This is a genomic window from Arthrobacter sp. 2MCAF15 (assembly GCF_052115605.1).
Taxonomy (GTDB): domain Bacteria; phylum Actinomycetota; class Actinomycetes; order Actinomycetales; family Micrococcaceae; genus Arthrobacter.
Window position 1 is genome coordinate 124,334 of sequence record NZ_JBFRGZ010000014.1, and the last position, 21,309, is coordinate 145,642.

Here is a 21,309-nt window from a genome sequence, read left to right on the forward strand (position 1 = left end):
GCGCCGCAACCCCCAAGATTGCGGCGCCCCTGCAGGCATTGCCTGTTGGCTGACGCCAACTACGGACGATCAGCCCCGCAGGCGGGTGAGTTCCTCGCCGTGCGTGTGGCCTTCGGTCCCGGGGTTCTCGGTGCCGGGCTCGTCCCTGCTGGGTTCCCCGTCATTGCTGTCCGCGCCGTCGGCGGCGTTGCGGGCTGCTGCCCGTTCCGCCTCGAGCCGCTCGGCCTCCTCGCCGCCCACCGCTTCGCCGCGGGCCACCATTCCGGCGGTGTCCGAGAGCGGAATCTGCTTGAGGGTCAGGGCCAGGATCAGGGCGATGCCCAGGAACGGCAGCAGGTACCAGAAGACCGGGGCGAGTGAATCCGCGTAGGCGTTGACGATCGCATCCTTGAGCTGTGCCGGGAGCTGGCTGAGCATCTGCGGGTCCATGGTCCTGGTGGACTGCGCCGCCTGCTCGGCGGATGCCCCGGCGCCGGTGAAGGCATTGGTGAGGGATTCGGCGAGCCGGGTGGTGAAGATGGAGCCGAACACGGCGACGCCGAGGGACGCGCCAACCTCACGGAAGTAGTTGTTGGTGCTCGTCGCCGTGCCGATCTGGTCCGCCGGCACCGAGTTCTGCACCACCAGGACAATCACCTGCATGATCGAGCCAAGGCCGGCGCCGAAGATGAACAGCTGCACGCAGATGACCCAGATGGGGGTGGCGGCCGTGAGCGTGGTCAGCCACAGCATTGCCGCGATGGTCAGGGTGGCCCCGAGGACCGGGAACATCTTGTACTTGCCGGTCCTGGAGATCCGGATGCCGGAGAAGATGGCCATGCCCATGAGCCCCACCATCATGGGGAGCATCAGCAGGCCGGATTCCGCGGCGGAGGTTCCGGAGGACATCTGCAGGAACGTCGGGACGAATGCGATCGCGGCGAACATGCCCAGCCCAAGGGTGAAGCCGATGGCAGTTGAGTTCACGAAGATGCGGTTCTTGAACAGGCTCAGCGGAATGATCGGGTCCTCGGCCCGGCGCTCCACCAGGACGAAGGCGGCAGCGGCGAGCACCAGCCCTGCACCGAAGGCCCACGTCAGCGGCGAATCCCAGCCCTCGTCCTTCTTGCCGCCGAAGTCGGTGAAGAAGATCAGGCACGTGGTGGCGGCGGAGAGCAGCAGCACGCCGAGGATGTCGATGCGCTTCTCGGCCTTCTTGTTCGGCAGCGTCAGGGTGAACCAGGCAATGGTGAACGCGGCGATGCCGATCGGGATGTTGATGTAGAAGGCCCATTCCCACGTCAGGTGGTCCACGAAGAAACCGCCCAGCAGGGGTCCGGCGACGGCGGAGAGGCCGAAGATGGCGCCCAGCGGACCCATGTACTTGCCGCGTTCCTTGGCCGGAACGATGTCGGCGATGATGGCCTGGGACAGGATCATCAGGCCGCCGCCGCCCAGACCCTGGATGGCGCGGAAGATCACGAAGCCCCAGAAGTCCGTGGCGAGGGCGCAGCCGACGGACGCGAGGGTGAAGAGTCCGATGGCGACCAGGAACAGGTTCCGGCGCCCCAGGATGTCGCCGAACTTTCCGTAGATCGGCATGACGATGGTGGTGGCCAGCAGGTAGGCCGTGGTGATCCAGGCCTGGTGCTCCACGCCGCCGAGTTTGCCGACGATCGTGGGCATGGCGGTGGAGACGATGGTCTGGTCGAGGCTGGAGAGGAGCATGCCCGCGATGAGGGCGGAGAAGATGATCCAGATGCGTTTCTGGGTCAGCAGCAGCGGCTCGGCTGCTGGTTTGGTGCTGACGGCGGCGCTCATTGCGCTCCTTCGGAGGAGATGGGCTGGACGGTTTTGGAGGGGACGCTGTCTGAGAGAACGCCGTCGGAGGGGACGGCATCTGTTGCGGRCAGGTCGAAGTGGGACGGGTCGAACGGGAGGGAGAACAGCGCGCGGGCGGCGGAAATGTTCTCGATCAACATGTCCTTGTACGGCCGGGTGTTGCCTTCGGAGAAGTAGTCGGCGCTGGTCCTCCTGGCGATGTTTCCCAGGACCACCACGGCCATGCGGACCACGGGATGGTCGGCGGTAACGCCTTCCCTGGCCGCGAGCAGGAGGGCGAACTCGGCCTCGCGCTCCTCGGAGGCGCCGATGATCCGGAGCATCAGCTGGGGCTCTTTCTTGATCACCCCGATCAGCTGGCGCGTCTCCTCCTCGGAGCCGCTCATCCGTTCGGCCAGGTCGAGGGAGAGACGGACGAGGTCGGCGAGCAGGGAAGCCGATATTTCGCCGGGCGGTGAGCCCGCCCCGCCCGCCATGAACCGCGCCACGACTTCTTCGGGGAAGTCGTCGTCGACGTGGCCGAGGATCGCATCTTCCTTCGCCGGGAAGTAGTTGAAGAAGGTCCGGCGGGAGATGCCGGCGCGCTCGCAGACTTCCTCCACGGTGTAGCCGTTGAGGCCGCGTTCGGCGGTGAGGGAACGGGCGACGGCGGTGATGGCCGCCCGGGTTGCGGCCCGTTTGCGCTCGCGGTGGCCGCCCGCATTAGTTGCACTGTTTCCCATAGAGTGTATTTTTGCACTTAATTACAAATAGTGCAAAAGATGGTTCGGGGGGCGTGACCCGTGGCCTGCGCAGGCGGACAGCGCTCGCGGTCGGGCCGGGCCGATCGGCCCACAACGACGACAGCGGCCGGCGCCTTCCAGCTGCTAGGCCTTGTGCGGCGGACGCGTCATGGACATGACGTCCAGGGCGGTGTCCAACTGCTCCTCGGTCAGTTCGCCGCGCTCAAGGAAGCCCATGGCCACGACGGTTTCGCGGATGGTCAGGCCCTCGGCCACGGCCTTCTTGGCGATCTTGGCAGCGTTCTCGTAGCCGATGAACTTGTTCAGTGGGGTCACGATGGACGGCGAGGCCTCGGCCAGGAAGCGGGCGCGTTCGACGTTCGCGGTGATGCCGTCGATCATCTTGTCGGCCATGACGCGGCTGGTGTTGGCCAGCAGGCGCACGGACTCGAGCAGGTTGGCGGCCATGACGGGGATGCCGACATTGAGTTCGAACGCGCCGTTGGTGCCGGACCAGGCGATGGCGGTGTCGTTGCCGATGACCTGGGCGCACACCATGATGGAGGCTTCACAGATGACCGGGTTGACCTTGCCGGGCATGATCGAGGAGCCCGGCTGCAGGTCCGGGATGGCGATTTCGCCGAGGCCGGTGTTGGGCCCGGATCCCATCCAGCGCAGGTCGTTGTTGATCTTCATGAAGGAGATCGCGATGTTGCGCAGCTGGCTGGAGGCCTCGATCAGGCCGTCACGGTTGGCCTGGGCCTCGAAGTGGTCGCGGGCCTCGGTCAGCGGCAGGCCGGTGTCGGCGGCGAGGAGTTCGATCACGCGTTCGGGGAAACCTGCCGGGGTGTTGATGCCGGTGCCGACGGCCGTGCCGCCCAGGGGTACTTCGGCGACGCGGGGGAGGGAGGCGTTGATGCGTTCGATGCCGTAGCGGACCTGCGCGGCGTAGCCGCCGAACTCCTGGCCCAGCGTGACGGGGGTGGCGTCCATCAGGTGCGTGCGTCCGGACTTCACGACGTCCTTGAACTCGACGGCTTTGCGCTCCAGCGACTCTGCCAGGTAGCCGAGGGCCGGGATCAGGTCGTTGATCAGGGCGGAGGTCGCGGCGACGTGCACGGAGGTCGGGAAGACGTCGTTGGAGGACTGCGAGGCGTTGACGTGGTCGTTCGGGTGCACGACTTTCTCGCTGCCGCCGGCCTTGAGGGCGCGGGTGGCCAGCTCGGCGAGGACCTCGTTGGTGTTCATGTTCGAGGACGTGCCGGAGCCGGTCTGGAAGACATCGATCGGGAAGTCGCCGTCGTATTTGCCGGCCGCAACCTCGTCGGCGGCGTCGGCGATCGCCTGGGCGAGCTCGCCGTCGAGCACCCCCAGTTCGGCGTTCGCCTGGGCGGCGGCCTTCTTCACCCGTGCCAGGGCTTCGATGTGGGCGCGTTCCAGGGTCTTGCCGGAGATCGGGAAGTTCTCGACTGCCCGCTGCGTCTGCGCGCGGTACAGGGCGTTCACGGGAACGCGGACTTCGCCCATCGTGTCGTGTTCAATGCGGAACTCTTCGGTGTTCAACTCATCTGTGGAAGTCATGGGGCTAGCTTATTGGGAGTGGGAGTCCCATCGAAAACCGGGATCTGGCCACACGGGCCGGGTGTCGGGGTTTAGAGCCGTCCGATGCTGGAGACGAGGTCGGCCCGGCCGTCGGCAAGGCTGTAGGCGAGGCCCACCACGGCGGTGCGGCCGCTGTCGACGGCGCCCGAAATCACCCGGGAGCTGTCCACCAGCCGCTGCGAGGTCTGCTTGACGTTTTCGATCACCATGTCGTTGATGTCGGTCTGATTGTTACGCAGCGAGGTCAGCACTGACGGGGTGATCCGCTCCACCAGGCTGCGGATGAATCCCGCCGGCATCTGGCCGGTTTCCACGGCGGCCTTGGTGGCGGTGACGGCGCCGCAACGGTCGTGCCCCAGGACGACGATCAGCGGGACGTCCAGTTCGCTGACGCTGTATTCCAGTGAGCCGAGCACGGCGTCGTCGATCACTTGGCCGGCGGTGCGGACGACGAAGGCGTCCCCGAGGCCGAGGTCGAAGATGATCTCGGCGGCGAGGCGGGAGTCGGAGCAGCCGAAGATCACGGCGAAGGGGTGCTGGTTTTCTACCAGTGACGAGCGCCTCGACGCGTCCTGGTTGGGGTGTGAGGACGTGCCGGCGACAAAGCGCTTGTTGCCGTCACGGAGACGCTGCCAGGCGAGTTCGGGTGTCAGGTATGTAGCCACGTGGCTACTTTACGGTGAAGGGCTGGCCGAAGGGGAAACTGTTGCGCCCGGTGTGGGCGCCGCGGTGCCGGACGGTGCCACGGCGGGCGGGTTGCTTTCCAGCGATTTCACGACGGCGGCCGCCAGGGTGGTGAACTCATCCAGCGTCGCGGATCCGGACAGGATGACGGTGGTGCCGCGATCGGAAAGCACCATGGACTTCTCGCCCTTGCCGGTGTCGCGCAGCTCCCAGTCGCGGCCGCCGGCGTTGCGGGTTCCGGTTACGGGCGCGTTCTTGGTCTGCTGCAGGAGCCAGGTCGGGTTGGCCTGGCGGGTCTGCACGAGGCCAATGAAGGACTCCTTGGGCGTCAGGTAACCGACCTCCCAGGTCGGGACGCCGCTGCCGGCGCCGGATTCCCAGCGGGCGTAGTTGGCACGAAATGTGTCGCCGGTATCGGCTGTCACGGGTGTGAATCCCGCCACATCCGTGGCGTTGTGCGCGATGGAGCTGACGTTGATGTCCGGCCGGTAGCCGTCGGACTTCGGCGAGGGGTTCATGAGGACGATCGGAAGGAACGCGGCGATGCTCACCACCAGGGCGATGATCATGCCCATCACTGAGGCGTTGGCGCGTTTGGCCGCCGCGGCGGCGATGACGGGCTTCACCGCAGGCTGTCCGGAAGCGTCCGGGCTGGCTGCGGGGGCGCTGCCAGCCGGAGAACCGGGGGCGGCGGGGGCGGTGTCCTGCTTTTCACTCACCCTTCTATAGTCGCCCATGTCCGGTCCGATCTCACATTCGCGGCTTTGCCGGCCGCCCGGAGGTGAAGTGCGTCACGCACGGGTCATCCCATGACCTGAGGAGCCCGCCCCGACTATGATCAATATCAGACGAATCACCGCGACGGATCGATCCTGGCCGTACGGGTTCAACGACCGCCACTCGAAGAAGAGGTTCACGTGACACCAGCGCCCATGTCCCAGAAGTACTCCACACTTTCCCCCTCGCTCGCAGTCGGGATCGACGAGCCTGACCGCAACCTCGCACTGGAACTTGTCCGCGTCACCGAGGCCGCGGCCATCGCCGGTGGCCACTGGGTGGGCTTCGGCGACAAGAATAAGGCCGACGGCGCCGCCGTGGATGCCATGCGCTCGTTCCTGCAGACCGTCCACTTCAACGGCGTCGTGGTCATCGGCGAGGGCGAGAAGGACGAAGCCCCGATGCTGTTCAACGGTGAGCGCGTGGGTGACGGCACCGGCCCTGAGTGTGACGTCGCCGTCGACCCCATCGACGGAACCCGCCTGACCGCCCTGGGCATCAATAACGCCCTGGCCGTGCTGGCCGTGGCCGAACGCGGCTCCATGTTCGATCCCTCCGCCGTGTTCTACATGGAGAAGCTGGTCACCGGCCCCGAAGCGGCCGACATGGTGGACCTGCGCCTGCCGGTCAAGCAGAACCTGCACCTGATCGCCAAGGCCAAGGGCGTCAAGGTCAACCAGCTCAACGTCATGATCCTGGACCGCGACCGGCACCGCCCCCTTGTCGAGGAAATCCGCGAAGCCGGCGCCCGTACGAAGTTCATCATGGACGGCGACGTCGCAGGGGCCATCGCCGCCGCGCGCGCCGGCACCGGCGTGGACGCGCTGATGGGCATCGGCGGAACCCCGGAGGGCATCGTCGCCGCCTGCGCCATCAAGTCCCTCGGCGGCGTCATCCAGGGCCGGCTGTGGCCCACGAGCGACGAAGAGAAGCAGAAGGCGATCGACGCCGGCCACGATCTGGAGCGCGTGCTCTCGACCAACGACCTCGTCTCCAGCGACAACTGCTACTTCGCCGCCACCGGCATCACGGACGGTGACCTCCTCCGGGGTGTCCGCTACTCCAAGGACAAGGTCCTCACCCAGTCCATCGTGATGCGCTCCAAGTCCGGCACCATCCGCTTTGTCGACGGCGAGCACCAGGCCAGCAAGTGGGAGGGCTACGCCCGCAAGAGCTAGCACCTGCTGCAGCACTGCGCTGCGCCACTGAACTGCACAGCGAATCCCGGGCCGCCTCCGCGTCCCGGGATTCGTCGTCTTAATCCCGCTGCCTGATGCCGTGTCCATTGCCGCGGTGCGCGTAGCGCCCAACGGATTAGATAGGGTGGAGCCATGACGTGGCTCGTAACTGGCGGTGCAGGATATATCGGTTCTCATGTGGTTTCCGCCTTGCGCGGTGCCCGGATCCAGCCGGTGGTGATCGATTCCCTCTCCAGCGGACACCGCGAGTTTGTGCCCGCGGATGTGCCGTTCATCCACGGCAGCATCCTCGACGCCGAGCTCGTGGCAGACACGTTGCGCAAGCACGCGGTGACCGGCGTGATCCACCTGGCCGGCTTCAAGTACGCCGGGGTCTCCGTCCAGGAGCCGCTGCTGACCTACGAACAGAACGTTACGGGCACCGCGGAGCTGCTCAAGGCCATGGAGCTCGCCGGCGTCGACAAACTGGTTTTCTCCTCCTCCGCCGCCACCTACGGCACGCCCACCGGTGACATCGTCACCGAGGACACGCCCACCAACCCGGAATCGCCCTACGGCGAGAGCAAGCTGATCGGCGAGTGGCTGATCCGGGACCAGGGCCGAGCCCGGGGCCTGAAGCACACCTCCCTGCGGTACTTCAACGTGGTCGGCTCCGGCGCGCCCGAGCTCTACGACACAAGCCCGCACAACCTCTTCCCGATCGTGCTGCGCGCGCTCACGGCGGGCCAGACGCCGCGCATCAACGGCGTCGACTACAACACCCCGGACGGAACCTGCGTGCGCGACTACGTACACGTGGCCGATCTGGCCACCTCGCATGTGGCGGCCGCCCAGGCCCTCGCCGCCGGCAAGCCGCTGGAGCGTGTGTACAACCTCGGATCAGGGGACGGGTTGTCCGTGCGCCAGATCATGACGGCGATGGCCAACGTCACCGGAATCGATTTTGAACCGGAGATCGGCCCGCGCCGGGCCGGGGACCCGGACCGGATCGTGGCGGACGGCACGCTGGCGGCCCGCGACCTGAACTGGAAGATGCGGCATTCGGTGGACCAGATGGTCGCCAGCGCCTACGACGCCCAGCGGCACGCGATTACCGCTGCCAGCTAGCAGCGCCGGGCAGCCGGTTCCGGCGGCCCGGGCGCTGCTGCGCCGTCAGCGGTTCGTGAGGGCCTTGGACCGGGCGCGCAACTTCTTGGCGAACTGGGCGCCCTTGCGGGCCAGCTGGTAGCTGCCGTAGCGGACTTTCCGGACCGGCAGGTCCCACGTCCCGGGGTAGGCGATCCCGCGCCCGCCGAATGATTTCTTGAAGGCCGTGAACCCTGCCCACTTGTGGTCGGGCTGGTCCTCGGGCGCCACACCCCACAAGTCCACGTGCTTGAGGCCCTTCGCCTGGGCATCCGCGATCAGGGTGACCAGCAGGGGAATGCCTGCGCTGAGCTTGCGGTGGGTGTCATCGAGCGCCGCGTGGGCGTAGGTCCGGGTGTCGGCCGAATCGTAGACCAGGGCCGCGGCGATCGGATGGCCGTCGAGCTCGGCGATGAACAGCGTCGCGGCGCCGGCCCGCATCAGCGAGCGGGCCACCTGGCTCAGGTATTCGTCGCTTTGGGGCTTGAAGCCGTTGCGGGCGGCCGTCATGTGCAGGAACTGCAGGAGGACACTGATCTCCGCCGGATCCTGGCTGGAGCGGAACGTCACGCCCTTCTTGTGAATGTTGCGGTAGAGATTCCGGTTCGCAGGCTTCATGTCCGCGAGGACGTCCTTGAAATCGCGGTCGAGGTCCACAATCCAGCTGTGCTCCGGCTGATTGCTGACCGGAGCCGGCTGCAGGCCGCGTCCGCGCAGGACGGAGTCTGCCTCGGCGGCGGTGAACCCCGCGGCGACCGGTTCAACCCGGACAAACACAGCCCCGGTGGCCCGGGCGAGGTCCGTCAGGGCCGCAAGGGCGGCGTCGAACGCTGCCAGCGACTCGGCGACCGGGCCGTAGGGGGAGTACAGCAGTTTCCCGGCCGGGTTGGATTCCTCGACCGCCAGGAAGCGCCATCCGGGGCCGGACTGTTCGTGGACCGTGCGCCCCAGCGCGCGCAGGAACTGTGCCCATTGCGGGCTCTGCAGGAAATAATCCATGGTGTCAGGCTTCCAATGCGGTGGTGACGGCAAACGCCACGGCGGTGCCGGTGGCGCCGGAGACAGCGTGGACGTTGACCGGGGCCTCGGCGGCGGGCAGGAAGGCGCTGGCGCCGCGTTCGAGCCGCAGCTCGCCCTTCGGGGAGTCGAGGCGGACGGATCCGGCCGTGACGATGACGACGGCGGCACCGGACTGCGCCAGCGGGACGGGCTCGGCGCCGGGCGCCAATTCAAGGCGCTGCAGCTGGAATTCCCGGAACGGCGGCCGGAAGAGGTCCTGGCCCAGCATGGTGGTTTCGGCGCGGAGCATCGGCACGGCGACGGCCTCGAACGCCACCGTGTTGAGCAGTTCCGGCACGTCCACGAATTTCGGCGTGAGCCCGCCGCGCAGCACGTTGTCCGATGACGCCATGACCTCGATCCCGAGGCCGTTCAGGTAGGCATGGACATTTCCGGCAGGCAGGTAGACCGCCTCGCCCGGCGCCAGCGAGATCCGGTTCAGCAGCAACGAGATCAGGACACCTGGGTCGCCGGGGTAGTCACGGTTGAGATCCACGACGGTGGTCAGCTCCGCCACGTACGCTCCCATCGGGGCACCGGAGACGAGGGCCGCCACGATCGCCGCGGTGGCGCCGGAGACGTCCCCGCCGCCGGCGATGAGCCGCTCAAAGGCGGCGCGCAGGGCGGCCGGTTCGTCCGGCTGCGCCAGGTCTTCGAGCAGCAGCGGAACAAGCGGCGGCAGCTCCAGCCCGGCGAGGTCGAAGCAGGCCGCCAGGTGCTCGAAGACAGCACGGGAAGCGGCTGCCGGCCGGAAACCGCAGAGGGCCTCGAACGGGGTCAGCGCGAAGATCATTTCCGGCTTGTGGAAGGCATCCTTGTAGTTGCGTTCCGGTGAGGCGGCGTCCACGCCCGCGGCCTCCTCCCGGGCGAAACCCTCGCGGGCCTGCTCGAGCGTCGGGTGCACCTGCAGGGACAACGGCGCCTCGGCCGCGAGGACCTTGAGCAGGAACGGCAGGCGCGGCCCGAAAGCGTCCACGCTTGCGCTGCCCAGGCAATGCTCCGGATCCTCGGCGATCAGGGCATCCAGGGCGAGCCGTCCGCCGTCGTGCGTTTCGGGCGCATGCCGCCCGGTGCCGGCCGGCAGCGTCAGGGCGACGGAGGGCGAGTCCGGGTGGGCGCCGATCCAGAGCTCCGCTTCGGGACCTCCGGAGGCCGGCCGGCCCAACAACTCGGCGATGGCCGTCGGGGAGCCCCAGGCATAGGGCCTGAGGACGTTCTCAAGTTCGTACATGGACGGGTCCCTGTCTTTGGAATGAACTGTCTCGTCAATGAAATGCGGTTACGCTGGCTGGCGGCCCTAGAGCGGCGCGCACTGCCCGTTGGTGGCGACGAGGTCGCGAATGGACTGTTCGTCGCCATTGCGCTTGAACTGGTTGAGCATCTCCTCGGTGATCGGCTCCCCATCCGGGGTGGTGGTCACCGGGGTGAAGTCCGACGTCGACGGCGACGGGGAGGGCGCGGTGGCCGGCACGGCTCCGGCCGCGGACAGCGGCCCCGCGCCGGTTCCAGGCTGCACCACTGTGTCGTCGACAGAAGAGTCCCCAGCCGCGCCGCTGGACGGGCTGGCCAGCAGTTTGGCCACCCGCGCGTGGATGACGTCGAAGTCCGGGGACGTGGAGAAGGACGCATCGAAATCGGGCGGACCGATGGTCAGGCGGCTGACGTCCTGGCCCTTGGCCTTCATGGCCAGGTCCACGAAACTGCCGAGCTGGCCGGAGGAGATGTTCGATTCGACCACCTTGGTGCCGGCCTTGGCGATGTCCTCAAACTTGGCCAGCAGGGTTGCCGGGTCGAGCTGCTTCAGCATCGCCTGCTGGACGCACTGTTGGCGCTGGATGCGGGCGTAGTCGTCCACGAATTCCCGGGACCGGCCGTACCAGAGGGCATGGAAGCCGTCGAGGGTCTGGTCGCCGGCCGGAATCCAGCCGTCCGGCATGCCGTGGATGCCGTGGGCTTCATCCACCATCGGTCCGCTGATGGGGACCCACCCGCCGGCCTTGATCCGGATGCCGCCCATGGCGTCGATGAGCTTGGAAAAACCGTCCATGTCCACCAGGACATAGGCCTGGACCTTGATGCCCAGCGTTCCGGAGACGGCCTCGAGGGTTGCCTGCGCGCCGGGGTCAGCCACCCCGGGGTAGAGGTCCTTGTGCTCGTTGGTGACCTCGGTGTTGATGGCGTTGATCAGGCATTCGTCGCCGCAGTTGTAGCCGTCCGGGTACACCTGGCGCATCGGGGATTCCGCGCTGAACTGGGCGTTCTGGAGGTTGCGGGGAACGGAGATGATCGCCGTGGTGCCGGTCTTGGCATCGACGCTGATCACCGAGAGGCTGTCCGGCCGGCGGCCCGTACGGTCCGCTCCGGCGTCGCCGCCCATCATCAGGAAGTTGTAGCGGCCGTCGGAGGGCTCCAGGGTGGGGCCGGAGCCGGAGAAGATGCTGCCGATGGCGTCGCGGCTGACGTTGAGCAGGTAGGCCGCGTAGCCCAGGGACCCGCTGCTGAGGATCATGGCCAGCACGAGCGCCAGCACCACCGCGGGACGGATCCTGGGGGTGAGCAGCCCGGGCCGGATCAGCCGCAGGGTGTTCAGGAACAGGGCGGCCCAGCCGATGGCCAGGAAGGCGAGGCCGAGCACCAGCAGAAGCGAGGGAACGGGGCCGGCCAGGATGTTGATCAGGGTGGAACGGGACACGAGCAGGAGCAGCACGGCCAGCAGGGCCAGCGCCCAAACGATGAGGGTCACGCGCAGCGCCGCCCGGCCGAGCCGGCGCTTGCCCGCGACGATCTGGGCGCTGCCGGGAACCAGCAGCGTCATGAGGATCAGGACGAACGCCCGTTTGGTCAGCACCGGGGCCGGGGCGCCGGTCGGGTGCCGGAGCGGGTTGCCCGGTGCCCGCCCGGACTCCCCGGTGCCCTCAGGGCGGTGCGTGGGGGCGTAGCTGTTGCTCATGCCGGGATTCCTAATGGCTGCCTTTTTGGCTGCTGGGATTTTGGCTGCTACGAGTGGAGACGTTTCCTTCGGCAAACACTTCGCTGACCTTCTGGCGCAGGCTCGCACCCTTCCGGGTCGCGACGTCGTTGAGTTCCTGGGCGAAGTCCAGGAGGTCGGCGCGGAGCTGGACGGCGAGTTCGTCCGTGCCCGAGGCCAGCACGCGCACGGCCAGGAGCCCGGCATTGCGCGCCCCGCCGATCGAGACAGTGGCGACAGGCACACCGGCGGGCATCTGCACGATGGACAGCAGGGAGTCCATGCCGTCCAGGGTCTTCAGCGGCACGGGGACGCCGATCACGGGCAGCGGGGTGACCGAAGCCAGCATGCCAGGAAGGTGCGCGGCGCCGCCGGCTCCGGCGATGATGAGGCGAAGGCCGCGCTCGTGGGCGCTCTGGCCGTAGCGGATCATCTCCGTGGGCATGCGGTGGGCCGAGACGACGTCGGCCTCGAACGGGATCCCGAACTCCGCGAGGGCTTCGGCGGCGGCCTCCATGACCGGCCAGTCCGAGTCCGAGCCCATGACGAGGCCTACGATCGGGGTTCCTTCGCTGCTCGGTGCGGTGCTCATGCGCTCTCCTCGGGGGTTGCCGGCATCGAGCCGGCGTGGGCCCGGCCGTTCCGGATGATGTCGGCCACGGCAGTAGCCCGCTGCCGCACGGAGTCGACGTCGGCCGCTGAGGTCCCCACCAGGTTGACGTGGCCGATCTTCCGGCCGGGCCGGACGGCCTTGCCGTAGCAGTGCACCTTCGCGGCCGGTTCGCTCGCGAGGGCGGCGGGGTAGGCGGAATAGAGGTCTTCGTTGGCGCCGCCCAGGAAGTTCTTCATCACGACGATGGGCCCCAGGAGGTCCGTGGCGCCCAGGGGCAGGTTCAGGATGGCCCGCAGGTGCTGCTCGAACTGGCTCGTCACCGAGCCGTCCTGGGTCCAGTGCCCCGTGTTGTGCGGGCGCATTGCGAGCTCATTGATCAGGAAGCCCGCACCCACGCCCGGGGTCTCGAAGAGTTCGACGGCCATGACACCTGTCACGCCGAGCTCGTTGGCAATCCGGACCGCCGCGTTCTCGGCGGCCGCGGCCACATCGAGGGGAATGTCCAGGGCGGGGGCAATCACTTCATCGCACACCCCGTCCACCTGGATGGTGTGCACCACCGGCCAGGCCCGTGATTCACCGTCCGGGGTCCTTGCCACCATGGCCGAGAGCTCCCGGCTGAATTCGACCTTGGCTTCGGCCAGCAGGGGAGACATGGCCTCGAACCAGTCAGCGGAAGCGGCAGYGTCCTCGGCCGAGGACACGATCCGCACGCCCTTGCCGTCGTAACCGCCGCGGGGCATCTTCAAAACCACCGGCCAGCCGGTCTGTTCGCCGAAGGTGACGAGGTCCGAGACATTGGCGACGGCGGCCCACGTGGGGTTGGGCAGCTCGAGCCGGTCGATCGCGGCACGCATCACAAGCTTGTCCTGGGCGTTGACCAGCGCATCCGGGCCCGGGTGGACGTTCACGCCGGCGCCGATCAGGGACCGCAGGTGCTCCGTGGGGACGTGTTCGTGGTCGAAGGTCAGGACGTCCAGGCCGCGGGAGAACTCGAGCAGGTGCTCGAGGTCCTTGTAGTCACCGACCGGGGCCTTGGCCACGGCAGAGACAGCGGAGACGTCCTCGCCTTCGGCTAGGACACGGAGCTCGAAGCCGAGTGCGGTCGCGGCAGGGGCCATCATGCGGGCAAGCTGGCCGCCGCCAACAACACCGATTACAGGAAAAGTCACAAGTCCCAGCCTACCGAAAACCTCACCGGAACCCGGCTTTTGGGCGTGGGGACCGCAGGAACAGCGCCGCTTTGGCGGTTCCGTGCCCGCCCGGGCGCCGCCCGGCGTCGGGTGCGCAGCGAGCCATCTCACGGTCCCGCCCGGGCAAACTCCCGGGAAACGGCGCTAAAATGGCAGTTTGGCCCAATGGCCGACAGTTCCAAAAGGCCATGGAGGGTCATGATTACTGCACTTAATGAGCGCATGCGCGGGCTGGCCTCGCTGTTTTGGCGCGAAGTGGCCAAATTCGGCGCCGTTGGCGGCATCGCGTTCGTCATCGACAACGGCCTCACGTTTTACCTGATGCACGGTCCCATGACCGACAGTGAGGCCAAGGCCCGCTTCTTCGGGGCCAGTGTTGCCACTGTGTTCTCGTGGATTGCGAACCGTTTTTGGACCTTCCGGCACCGCCGGCAGGCCAACGTGCTGCGCGAGTTCGTGATGTTCGTCATCATCAACGGGATCGGCATCGGCATCTCTACCGGCCTCACCGCCATCGCGAAGTACGGCATGGGCATTACCGACAAGAACATGCTGTTCCTGGCCGGGGTCGTCGGCATCCTGGTCGCCACGGTGGTCCGCTTCTTTGCCTACCGCTTCCTGGTGTTCAATCAGGAACTCGACGCAGAGCCGGAGTTCTCGCACGACCACGAGATCATCGAACGGCACCCGCACGCCCGGGCTAATGCCAGCGTCGCCAGGGAAGCCGTCAAGGATCCGGAGCTGCCCGGCCCCCCGGCCTGACGCTCAGCCCAGCTGCTCAGGTCCCGCTGATCCGCTCGGCGTCCCGCAGCTTGCCGGTCACCTCTACCTCGGGGTGTACCAGGACGACGGAACCGTCGGCCTTCCAGGTTCCCAGCGACTGCGCCAGGACCGCTTCGAGGCCGTCTGCCGCGGGAACGAGCAGCCGTACCCCCGTACCGCGGGCCGCGGCAAAATCGTCCAGGAGCGCGCCATGCGCGTGGACCGTGCCGTCCGAGGTGCGGACGGCGAGGCGATCTGCTTCCGGATCGAGGTGGGGCATGAAGATGTCTCCATGGGAGCGGACCTCCGCGGCGTAATCGAGGACGCCGGTGGGCAGCTCGCCTGTCCATCGCATGGCCAGCGCCGGCAGCGACACGGCCAGGACGGCGTCGAATCCGCCCGCCGCGGCGCCGGGACCCGGGTCCGCGGTGGCCAACAGGTCCGCCTCGGCGTCGTCGAAGACCACTTCCATGCCCAGCTGCCAGGCCGCCAGGGCCAGGATCACCGACTTCCAATGCGCGGGCAGGTCCAGGCGCAGCCGCGTGCCGGGTTCGGCGTCGAGTTCGTCCTGCAGCAGGTTGGAAGTCTTGGCCACCCAGTTGTCCAGCACCCGTCCGGAGAGCTCAACGCGCTCCGAATCCGGGCCATACCAGGTCAGCCGGGGCGAGGTGGACTGGCCGGACCGCAGCGCTGTCATCAGTTCGATTGCCGGAATGCTCATGCCCTCATCTTGCCACGGGCCATTCGGCCGGCCGCGATGTGACGTCCGTCATAGCGGCGGCTTCTGACCTCCCGCGACCCCGGTCCGGGAGTGCTGGGAATTTCCCGTAAATTCAATGAAAACCCCCAAAAGTGCTCAGTACCCTGATTATTCCGCGTGATCCTGCGGGCGGCGCGAAAAAAATTCGGGCGTGGCGTGCCTGCACTTTGTGTATCAAGTTGATTATTATCTCCGCCGTGGCTTGACTCCCGGATACTTACACGCGTGTAATTAGTTATCTAAAGCCACTGCGCATAAACCGGCACTCAACCGAGCGCCAAGGGGGTCTTGCAGTGGCTGCAAATCAGGAGGGGGACGCCATGGGGCTAGCAGAGCGTATCCATGAAGATGCCGTAGTTGCCGGCCAGGCCACGGCGAAATACCGGTCACGCGGCGTGCCGAGTGACTGGTATGTAGATCCGGCCGATCCGGACGCAGCTGATCGCTATAACGAACACAGCCAGGATTCCCTGCAGGACGCGGCCACGGCCTTCCTTGCGGCGCACGATGAACTGCTCGCCGGCCCGGATCATGACGCCGATCCCCTCGACCCGCCGATGGAGCTCCATTCTCCCGGTTCCGATACCACCGCGCAGCCGGTCTGGATCGGGCTGCCGTCCCGGCAGGACTTTGACGACGAGGGCGAGCTCGGCTGGCAGACCGACGCCCTGTGCGCCCAGACGGATCCCGAAGCCTTCTTCCCGGAAAAGGGCGGCTCAACCCGCGACGCCAAGAAAGTTTGCGGCGCCTGCAACGTGCGTTCCCAGTGCCTCGAATACGCCTTGTCCAACGATGAGCGTTTCGGGATCTGGGGAGGCCTCTCCGAGCGCGAGCGGCGCCGGCTTAGGAAGCGAGCAGTCTAATTCTTCAAGAAGTACGGGTCACCGCCGTCGTGGTCTCACACGACGGCGGTGATTTTCTCCCCAGGACCCTCGCGGCGCTGGCGGCCCAGACCAGGCCCGTCGACGCCGTCATTGGGGTCGACACCGGCTCCCGTGATCACTCCACAGCCCTCCTCGAACAGGGATTGGGCAAGGCCAACGTCACAGTCTTTGACCAGCCCAAGTCCGGTTTCGGCGGCGCGGTCATGGCCGGGCTCAAGGCACTGGCGCCGTGGCCTGCGGACGAGGCCGAAGCTGCCGCGCCGGGCGCCGACTGGATCTGGCTGCTTCACGACGATGCCGCGCCGGCACCGGAGGCCCTCGCCGAACTCCTCCATGCGGTCGAGCGCGCACCGTCCGTCACGGTCGCGGGCTGCAAGCAGCTGGACTGGCACGCTGAGCGGCGGCTGATGGACGTTGGCCTCTCGACGAGCCGCTGGGCCGAGCGGCTGACGCTGATCGACGCCGATGAGCTCGACCAGGGCCAGTACGACGGCCGCAGCGATACGTTTGCCGTCAATTCCGCCGGCATGCTGGTCCGCCGCGACATCTGGGAGGAGCTCCGGGGTTTTGATCCGGCCCTTCCCGGAAGCGGCGACGACGTCGACTTCTGCTGGCGCAACCGCCTCGCCGGGCACCGCGTGGTGGTGGTTCCGAGCGCGAAAATGTTCCACGTCTCGCACCGTCCCCACGGACTGGGCAATGCCTCCGCCGCGCGCAAGGCGCAGGTCCACCTGCGGCTCAAGCACGCGTCAGCCTGGAAAGTCCCGCTGCACGCTGTCGGCGCCCTGCTGGGCAGCCTTTTCAAACTCGTCCTGAGCATCGCGGTCAAGGACCCGGGCCATGGGTTCTCCCAACTGCTGGCAACCTTTGGCGCGCTGGGCCGCCCGGCCGCGGTGATCCGCGGACGGCGCAACGCCGCGCGCACCCGCAGGATCCGGCGCTCCGTCATGAAGGGCCTGCAGACGCCGCGCCGTGAGGTCTGGGCGCACCGGCGCTCCCTGATCGAGGCGCTCGGCGCAGACGACTTCGGCCCCGGGCCCGCGGGGGCCGACCAGCTGGCAGAGCAGCCCACCGGCGACACCGACGACTTCGCCGCCATCGCCACCCCGGACCGCGGCTGGGTGGGCAACGGCGCCCTGCTGGCCATCGTCCTCACCCTGGCGGTCTCCCTGACGGGACTGCTCAGCCTGTTCCGGGCCCCGGCGGTTTCCGGCGGCGCGCTGATCCCGGTCTCACTGCGCCTCTCCGAAATCTGGAACCATGCCTCCACCTGGTGGATCAGCCTCGGCGCGGGCCTTCCGGGCCACGGCGACCCCTTCGGCTACGTCCTGTGGGTGCTCGGCGTGCTCGGTGCCGGCGACGCCAACGGCGCAGTCGGCTGGCTGCTGATCCTTGCGATGCCGCTGTCCGCACTGGGCGCCTGGTTCGCCGCGGGCGCCCTGACCACCCGCAGGAGCCTGCGCCTGGCGGCCGCCCTCGTGTGGGCCGGGGCGCCGGCCCTCCAGGTGTCCCTCAACCAGGGCCGGCTGGGCGCCTTACTTGCCCATGCCATGATCCCGGTTGTGGTCCTTGCGCTGCTCCGGGCGACCGGCACGGCGACAGGCCACGGCGTCCATGCCGCCCCGGCCCCGGGGCAGGGACGGCTCACGCCCCCGCCCGCCGCCCGCCCCGGCGTCAACGGAACGCCGTCGTGGACGGCTGCGGCCGCCGCAGGCCTCGCGCTGGCCGTGGTCACTGCGGCGGCGCCGTCGCTGCTGGCGCCAGCGGTCGCCGTCGTTGCCCTGTGCGGCCTGCTTCTGGGCCGCCGCGGCCGCACGGTCTGGTGGGCGCTGCTGCCGAGCCTGGCATTGTTCCTGCCGTTCGCCTTCTCTGTCCTGGACCGGCCGCGGGCACTCCTGGCCGACCCCGGCCTTCCGCTCGGATTCGACGCCGCCCCGCTGTGGCAGCAGGCCCTGGGCCAGCCGCTGAGTTTCGACGCCGGCGGGGGACTGACCGGACTCAGCGCCTTCGCCGGGTCCGCCGCGGGCGCGAGCGGGCTGGCGGGACTGCCGTGGGCATTGCTGCTGGCCCTGTTGTTCGGGCTGCCGGTGCTGCTCCTGGCCCTCACCGCACTTTTCATGCCGCGCAGGCTTGTCCTGGCGGGACGCACCTGGACGGCACGCTGCCTGTGGGCCGTGGCCGTCCTGATGCTGGCCGGCGGCTGGCTCGCCGGGCACGTCGCCTCCGGCGCCAGCGCCGACGTCCTGGTGACGCCGTTCCCCGGCCCCGCCGTTTCGGCGGCCACCTTCGCGCTCCTCGGCGCGGCCCTCATCGCGGCCGAAGGACTCCTGGACGCCGCCGGCCGGTCGGCCGGCACCGGGCTGGCACGCAAGGTCCTGATCCGCGGAACGGCCGCGGCAGCCCTGACCCTGCTGCTGGCCTCCCCGCTGGCCGGCTTCACCATGTGGACCGCGCAAAACCTGCTGCAGCCCACCGCGATGTCATCCGCCCCGTCACAGCCATCGGCACCCGCCGGCGGGCCGGCGGGTCTCGGGACCCCGAGGCTCGTTCAATCGGCCCAGGCCCGTACCCTCCCCGCCACGGCAGTTGACCGCGGCGAGGGGCCGGAACAATCCAGGACGCTGCTGATCTCCAGCAACGAGGACGGCAGCTTCGACGCCTCACTCATGCGCGGCGCCGGCACCACCCTGGACGCCCTGTCCACCATCGCCGCGGCGCGCGGCATCATGGGGGAACCGGGCCACGAGACGGTCCGCGACGACGACGCCGTCGCCTCATCGCTGCGGAACGTCGTGGCCGCCATTGTGGCGGGCCAAGGCGTGGACCCGCGAGGAGACCTCGAACGGCTCGGCGTCGGATTTGTCGTGCTCCGGGTGGCAGATTCGGCCTCCGAGCTGACCGCCAGCCGCATGGACGCCGTCCCCGGGCTTGTCGCCGTCGGGCAGACAGGCACGGGCTGGCTCTGGCGGGTCAGCCCGCAAGAGGGGCCAGGCATCAAGGCCTCCGACGTCGCGCACCGGGTCCGCGTGGTGGACGGCGCCGGCGCCACCATCGGCCTGCTCCCGTCAGAGGACGTCTCCGCGGCCGGCACCGTCCCGGCCGGCCCCGAGGGCCGCCTGGTGGTTCTCGCCGACCGGGCTGATCCGGGCTGGAGCGCCTGGCTCGACGGCCGCCGACTGACCTCCACGACCTCCGGATGGGCCCAGGCCTTTACGCTGCCCGCCCAAGGCGGCCAGCTGAGCATCCGCTACGAAGCGCCCTGGGCCGTCCTTACCGGAATCGCGCAGGCCGTAGTGATCGGCTTGACCATCCTGCTGGCCGTGCCCATGCCTGCCCGCCGGTCCAGCGCCGGCCTGTCCAGGGACGAAGCCTCCCTGCGTAAGGAACATCAGCATGTCTAAGGGCAACAACGGCAACCCAAACACCATGAATCCGGACGATGCGGCCCCGGGAACCACCGCGAACGCTGAAGCGTCCGACGCCGGTAACCCCTCAGCCAGTAATCCCTCAGCAGGTGCGAAGCAGCGGAAGAAGGGCGTGCCGCGGGGCGGGGTGATCGGGGGAGTCCTCTCCGCCGTCGCACTCGTTGCAGCGGGGGCAGGCCTCGTCTCGGCGGCCTCGCTGACACCCCAAAGCACCGCCAGCCGGCACCTTGAGGCTCCCGTTGCCGCGGTGCCGGCCGGCAGCAGCGTCGGAGTCTGTCCGGGTCCGGCCCGGCTGCTCGAAGGCACCCCCGTAGGCACCGACCCCCAGTTCAGCCCGGACTCCGGCACCGCGAAGACCGCCGTCAGCGCCGCCGTGCTCGGCTCAAGCGCGGGGGTCGTTCCCGCCAGCCGGCTGGCCCCGCTCAAGGGCGCCCCGCTCGCCGAGATCGCCCAGGGCGCCGCTGCTGGATCCACCCCCGCGCCCGCGGTCCGCACCCCGGTACTGCTTGCCGGCGTCGTGTCCCAGCGCGAGGTGGACAACATCAGCGTCCTGAGCGCAGATGCCCAGGACAACCACCAGGCAGCGGCCGGCGCCGTCCTGAGCTACACGGCCGAGGACGGGGACCTCCAGGGCTCCGCGGCCGCAGCCTGCCAGCAGCCCGGCAACGATCTCTGGCTGGTCGGCGCCAACACTGCCCTGGGCCGGTCCGCAGTCCTGAACCTCACCAATGCCTCCAGCACGCCCGCGACCGTGAGCCTGGATCTCTTTGGCTCCGAGGGCCCCATGCAGGCGCCCGGAAGCCGCGGCCTGCTCGTGGCGCCCGGCAGTACCCGCGCCATCGTCCTGGCCGGGCTCGCGCCGGGACAGGAACGGCTCGGTGTGCGGGTCCGCAGCACCGGCGGCCCGGTGGCTGCCGTCATCCAGCAAAGCGTGCTCCGTGGCCTCACGCCCGGCGGCGTCGACTTCATCACCCCCGGCACCGCCCCGTCGGTCGGCCAGGTGGCGTCCGGTCTGCAGATCCAGGATCCGGCCGCCCTGGCCACGCTCACGGCGAAGCCAGGCTTCGCGGATGCTGGACCGGCCCTGGAAATCGCCGTGCCCGGGGCCGCCGACGCCGTCGTCGAAGTTAAGTTGTACGGGCGCGACGGCCAGAAGGCCCTGCCCGGCGGGGGCGTGGTCACGGCGAAAGCCGGCGCGGTCACGGAAGTTTCGCTGGCCGGGGTCCCGGCCGGGACCTACACCGTGGCGGCGAGCTCGGATGTCTCCTTTGCGGCCACCGCCCGACTCACACAGGGGCTGAAGCCCGAGGACGCAGCGGACATCGCGTTTTCCGCTGCCTCGGCCCGGCTGGGCAGCCAGCACATCGTCGCCGTTCCCGGCACGGGCGACCGGCAGCTCGTCTTCGGCGCACCCGAGGGCAAAGCAAGCGTCTCCTACACACCCATCACGGCGGATGGCAAGATCCGTGCCGCCGCCACCGCTGATATTGCCGGCGGAACCACCGTGGCCATCAAGATCCCCGCGGACGTGGGCGGCTCCCCGCTCGTGGGCTACGTGGTGTCCGCCGCCGGGGACCCTGCCTACGGTGCGCTGCTCCTGGGCCGCGACGGCGGGCAGGATATTTCCACGGTGGCCGTGGCACCGGAAGCGGCAGGAGAACAGAAGGTCCCAGTCACTCTGGGGTACTGAACCAACTCCATAGACCGGAGCGCGG

Annotated in this window: 17 protein-coding genes; 6 read left to right on the forward strand and 11 right to left on the reverse strand. The window is 68.6% G+C overall.

Translation table 11 applies throughout. The features are described from left to right. Window positions 1-69: 69 nt before the first annotated feature. From AB4089_RS16210 to AB4089_RS16230, 5 genes are all read right to left on the reverse strand, one after another. Entirely contained in the window at window positions 70-1,800 is a 1,731-nt protein-coding gene (locus tag AB4089_RS16210; RefSeq protein ID WP_441410299.1) for an MDR family MFS transporter, read from the reverse strand. Continuing rightward, a complete protein-coding gene (locus AB4089_RS16215) occupies window positions 1,797-2,543 on the reverse strand; it encodes a TetR/AcrR family transcriptional regulator (protein WP_441410300.1) in 747 nt (248 codons plus the stop codon). Before AB4089_RS16215 ends, AB4089_RS16210 begins: the two co-directional genes overlap by 4 nt. Window positions 2,544-2,687: 144 nt before the next feature. After that, window positions 2,688-4,124, reverse strand: coding sequence for a class II fumarate hydratase (locus AB4089_RS16220; RefSeq protein ID WP_441410301.1), 1,437 nt, complete (start codon window positions 4,122-4,124; stop codon window positions 2,688-2,690). Window positions 4,125-4,195: 71 nt separating this feature from the next. Continuing rightward, complete coding sequence (locus tag AB4089_RS16225) at window positions 4,196-4,810, reverse strand: carbonic anhydrase (RefSeq protein WP_441410302.1); 615 nt, start codon at window positions 4,808-4,810, stop codon at window positions 4,196-4,198. A 9-nt stretch (window positions 4,811-4,819) separates the two neighbouring features. Then, on the reverse strand, window positions 4,820-5,548 hold the full coding sequence (locus AB4089_RS16230) for a DUF4245 domain-containing protein (RefSeq protein WP_441410303.1): 729 nt from the start codon (window positions 5,546-5,548) through the stop codon (window positions 4,820-4,822). Window positions 5,549-5,761: 213 nt separating this feature from the next. Here AB4089_RS16230 and glpX point away from each other — a divergent pair, with 213 nt between their 5' ends. Together glpX and galE are read left to right on the forward strand one after the other, a co-directional pair. After that, complete coding sequence (glpX, locus tag AB4089_RS16235; RefSeq protein ID WP_441410341.1) at window positions 5,762-6,784, forward strand: class II fructose-bisphosphatase; 1,023 nt, start codon at window positions 5,762-5,764, stop codon at window positions 6,782-6,784. A 153-nt stretch (window positions 6,785-6,937) separates the two neighbouring features. Further along, a complete protein-coding gene (galE, locus tag AB4089_RS16240; RefSeq protein ID WP_441410304.1) occupies window positions 6,938-7,912 on the forward strand; it encodes a UDP-glucose 4-epimerase GalE in 975 nt (324 codons plus the stop codon). A 45-nt stretch (window positions 7,913-7,957) separates the two neighbouring features. Here the strand turns inward: galE and AB4089_RS16245 are convergent, their stop codons facing one another. The 5 genes from AB4089_RS16245 to AB4089_RS16265 form a co-directional block, all read right to left on the reverse strand. After that, a complete protein-coding gene (locus AB4089_RS16245; RefSeq protein ID WP_441410305.1) occupies window positions 7,958-8,929 on the reverse strand; it encodes a lipid II:glycine glycyltransferase FemX in 972 nt (323 codons plus the stop codon). A gap of 4 nt (window positions 8,930-8,933) precedes the next feature. After that, window positions 8,934-10,220, reverse strand: coding sequence for a mannose-6-phosphate isomerase, class I (gene manA / locus AB4089_RS16250; protein ID WP_441410306.1), 1,287 nt, complete (start codon window positions 10,218-10,220; stop codon window positions 8,934-8,936). Window positions 10,221-10,286: 66 nt separating this feature from the next. Next, on the reverse strand, window positions 10,287-11,939 hold the full coding sequence (locus tag AB4089_RS16255) for an LCP family protein (RefSeq protein ID WP_441410307.1): 1,653 nt from the start codon (window positions 11,937-11,939) through the stop codon (window positions 10,287-10,289). Between the two features lie 10 nt (window positions 11,940-11,949). Further along, window positions 11,950-12,549, reverse strand: a complete 600-nt coding sequence (gene purE / locus AB4089_RS16260; protein WP_441410308.1) for a 5-(carboxyamino)imidazole ribonucleotide mutase — start codon at window positions 12,547-12,549, stop codon at window positions 11,950-11,952. Next, window positions 12,546-13,694, reverse strand: coding sequence for a 5-(carboxyamino)imidazole ribonucleotide synthase (locus AB4089_RS16265; protein ID WP_441410342.1), 1,149 nt, complete (start codon window positions 13,692-13,694; stop codon window positions 12,546-12,548). Before AB4089_RS16265 ends, purE begins: the two co-directional genes overlap by 4 nt. Window positions 13,695-13,961: 267 nt before the next feature. Here AB4089_RS16265 and AB4089_RS16270 point away from each other — a divergent pair, with 267 nt between their 5' ends. Continuing rightward, window positions 13,962-14,525 (forward strand): GtrA family protein, encoded by a 564-nt coding sequence (locus tag AB4089_RS16270; protein WP_441410309.1) that lies wholly within the window; start codon window positions 13,962-13,964, stop codon window positions 14,523-14,525. A gap of 16 nt (window positions 14,526-14,541) precedes the next feature. Here AB4089_RS16270 and AB4089_RS16275 read toward each other — a convergent pair whose 3' ends face one another. Next, on the reverse strand, window positions 14,542-15,246 hold the full coding sequence (locus AB4089_RS16275; protein ID WP_441410310.1) for a TIGR03089 family protein: 705 nt from the start codon (window positions 15,244-15,246) through the stop codon (window positions 14,542-14,544). Window positions 15,247-15,605: 359 nt separating this feature from the next. Between AB4089_RS16275 and AB4089_RS16280 the strand changes: the two genes are divergently transcribed. Genes AB4089_RS16280 through AB4089_RS16290 form a run of 3 tightly spaced genes read left to right on the forward strand, consistent with a single transcriptional unit; the run spans window position 15,606 to window position 21,284 of the window. Beyond that, entirely contained in the window at window positions 15,606-16,148 is a 543-nt protein-coding gene (locus tag AB4089_RS16280) for a WhiB family transcriptional regulator (protein WP_441410311.1), read from the forward strand. Window positions 16,149-16,177: 29 nt separating this feature from the next. Further along, on the forward strand, window positions 16,178-19,570 hold the full coding sequence (locus AB4089_RS16285) for a glycosyltransferase (protein ID WP_441410312.1): 3,393 nt from the start codon (window positions 16,178-16,180) through the stop codon (window positions 19,568-19,570). Beyond that, entirely contained in the window at window positions 19,563-21,284 is a 1,722-nt protein-coding gene (locus AB4089_RS16290; RefSeq protein WP_441410313.1) for a DUF5719 family protein, read from the forward strand. Before AB4089_RS16285 ends, AB4089_RS16290 begins: the two co-directional genes overlap by 8 nt. Window positions 21,285-21,309: the final 25 nt, after the last annotated feature.

What these genes read in the sequence shown, in the direction of transcription:
- AB4089_RS16210 (WP_441410299.1), bottom strand. Translation starts at nt 1,800, where the DNA reads ATGAGCGCCGCCGTCAGCACCAAACCAGCAGCCGAGCCGCTGCTGCTG.
- AB4089_RS16220 (WP_441410301.1), bottom strand. Translation starts at nt 4,124, where the DNA reads ATGACTTCCACAGATGAGTTGAACACCGAAGAGTTCCGCATTGAACAC.
- glpX (WP_441410341.1), top strand. Translation starts at nt 5,762, where the DNA reads ATGTCCCAGAAGTACTCCACACTTTCCCCCTCGCTCGCAGTCGGGATC.
- galE (WP_441410304.1), top strand. Translation starts at nt 6,938, where the DNA reads ATGACGTGGCTCGTAACTGGCGGTGCAGGATATATCGGTTCTCATGTG.
- AB4089_RS16245 (WP_441410305.1), bottom strand. Translation starts at nt 8,929, where the DNA reads ATGGATTATTTCCTGCAGAGCCCGCAATGGGCACAGTTCCTGCGCGCG.
- manA (WP_441410306.1), bottom strand. Translation starts at nt 10,220, where the DNA reads ATGTACGAACTTGAGAACGTCCTCAGGCCCTATGCCTGGGGCTCCCCG.
- AB4089_RS16255 (WP_441410307.1), bottom strand. Translation starts at nt 11,939, where the DNA reads ATGAGCAACAGCTACGCCCCCACGCACCGCCCTGAGGGCACCGGGGAG.
- purE (WP_441410308.1), bottom strand. Translation starts at nt 12,549, where the DNA reads ATGAGCACCGCACCGAGCAGCGAAGGAACCCCGATCGTAGGCCTCGTC.
- AB4089_RS16270 (WP_441410309.1), top strand. Translation starts at nt 13,962, where the DNA reads ATGATTACTGCACTTAATGAGCGCATGCGCGGGCTGGCCTCGCTGTTT.
- AB4089_RS16275 (WP_441410310.1), bottom strand. Translation starts at nt 15,246, where the DNA reads ATGAGCATTCCGGCAATCGAACTGATGACAGCGCTGCGGTCCGGCCAG.
- AB4089_RS16280 (WP_441410311.1), top strand. Translation starts at nt 15,606, where the DNA reads ATGGGGCTAGCAGAGCGTATCCATGAAGATGCCGTAGTTGCCGGCCAG.
- AB4089_RS16290 (WP_441410313.1), top strand. Translation starts at nt 19,563, where the DNA reads ATGTCTAAGGGCAACAACGGCAACCCAAACACCATGAATCCGGACGAT.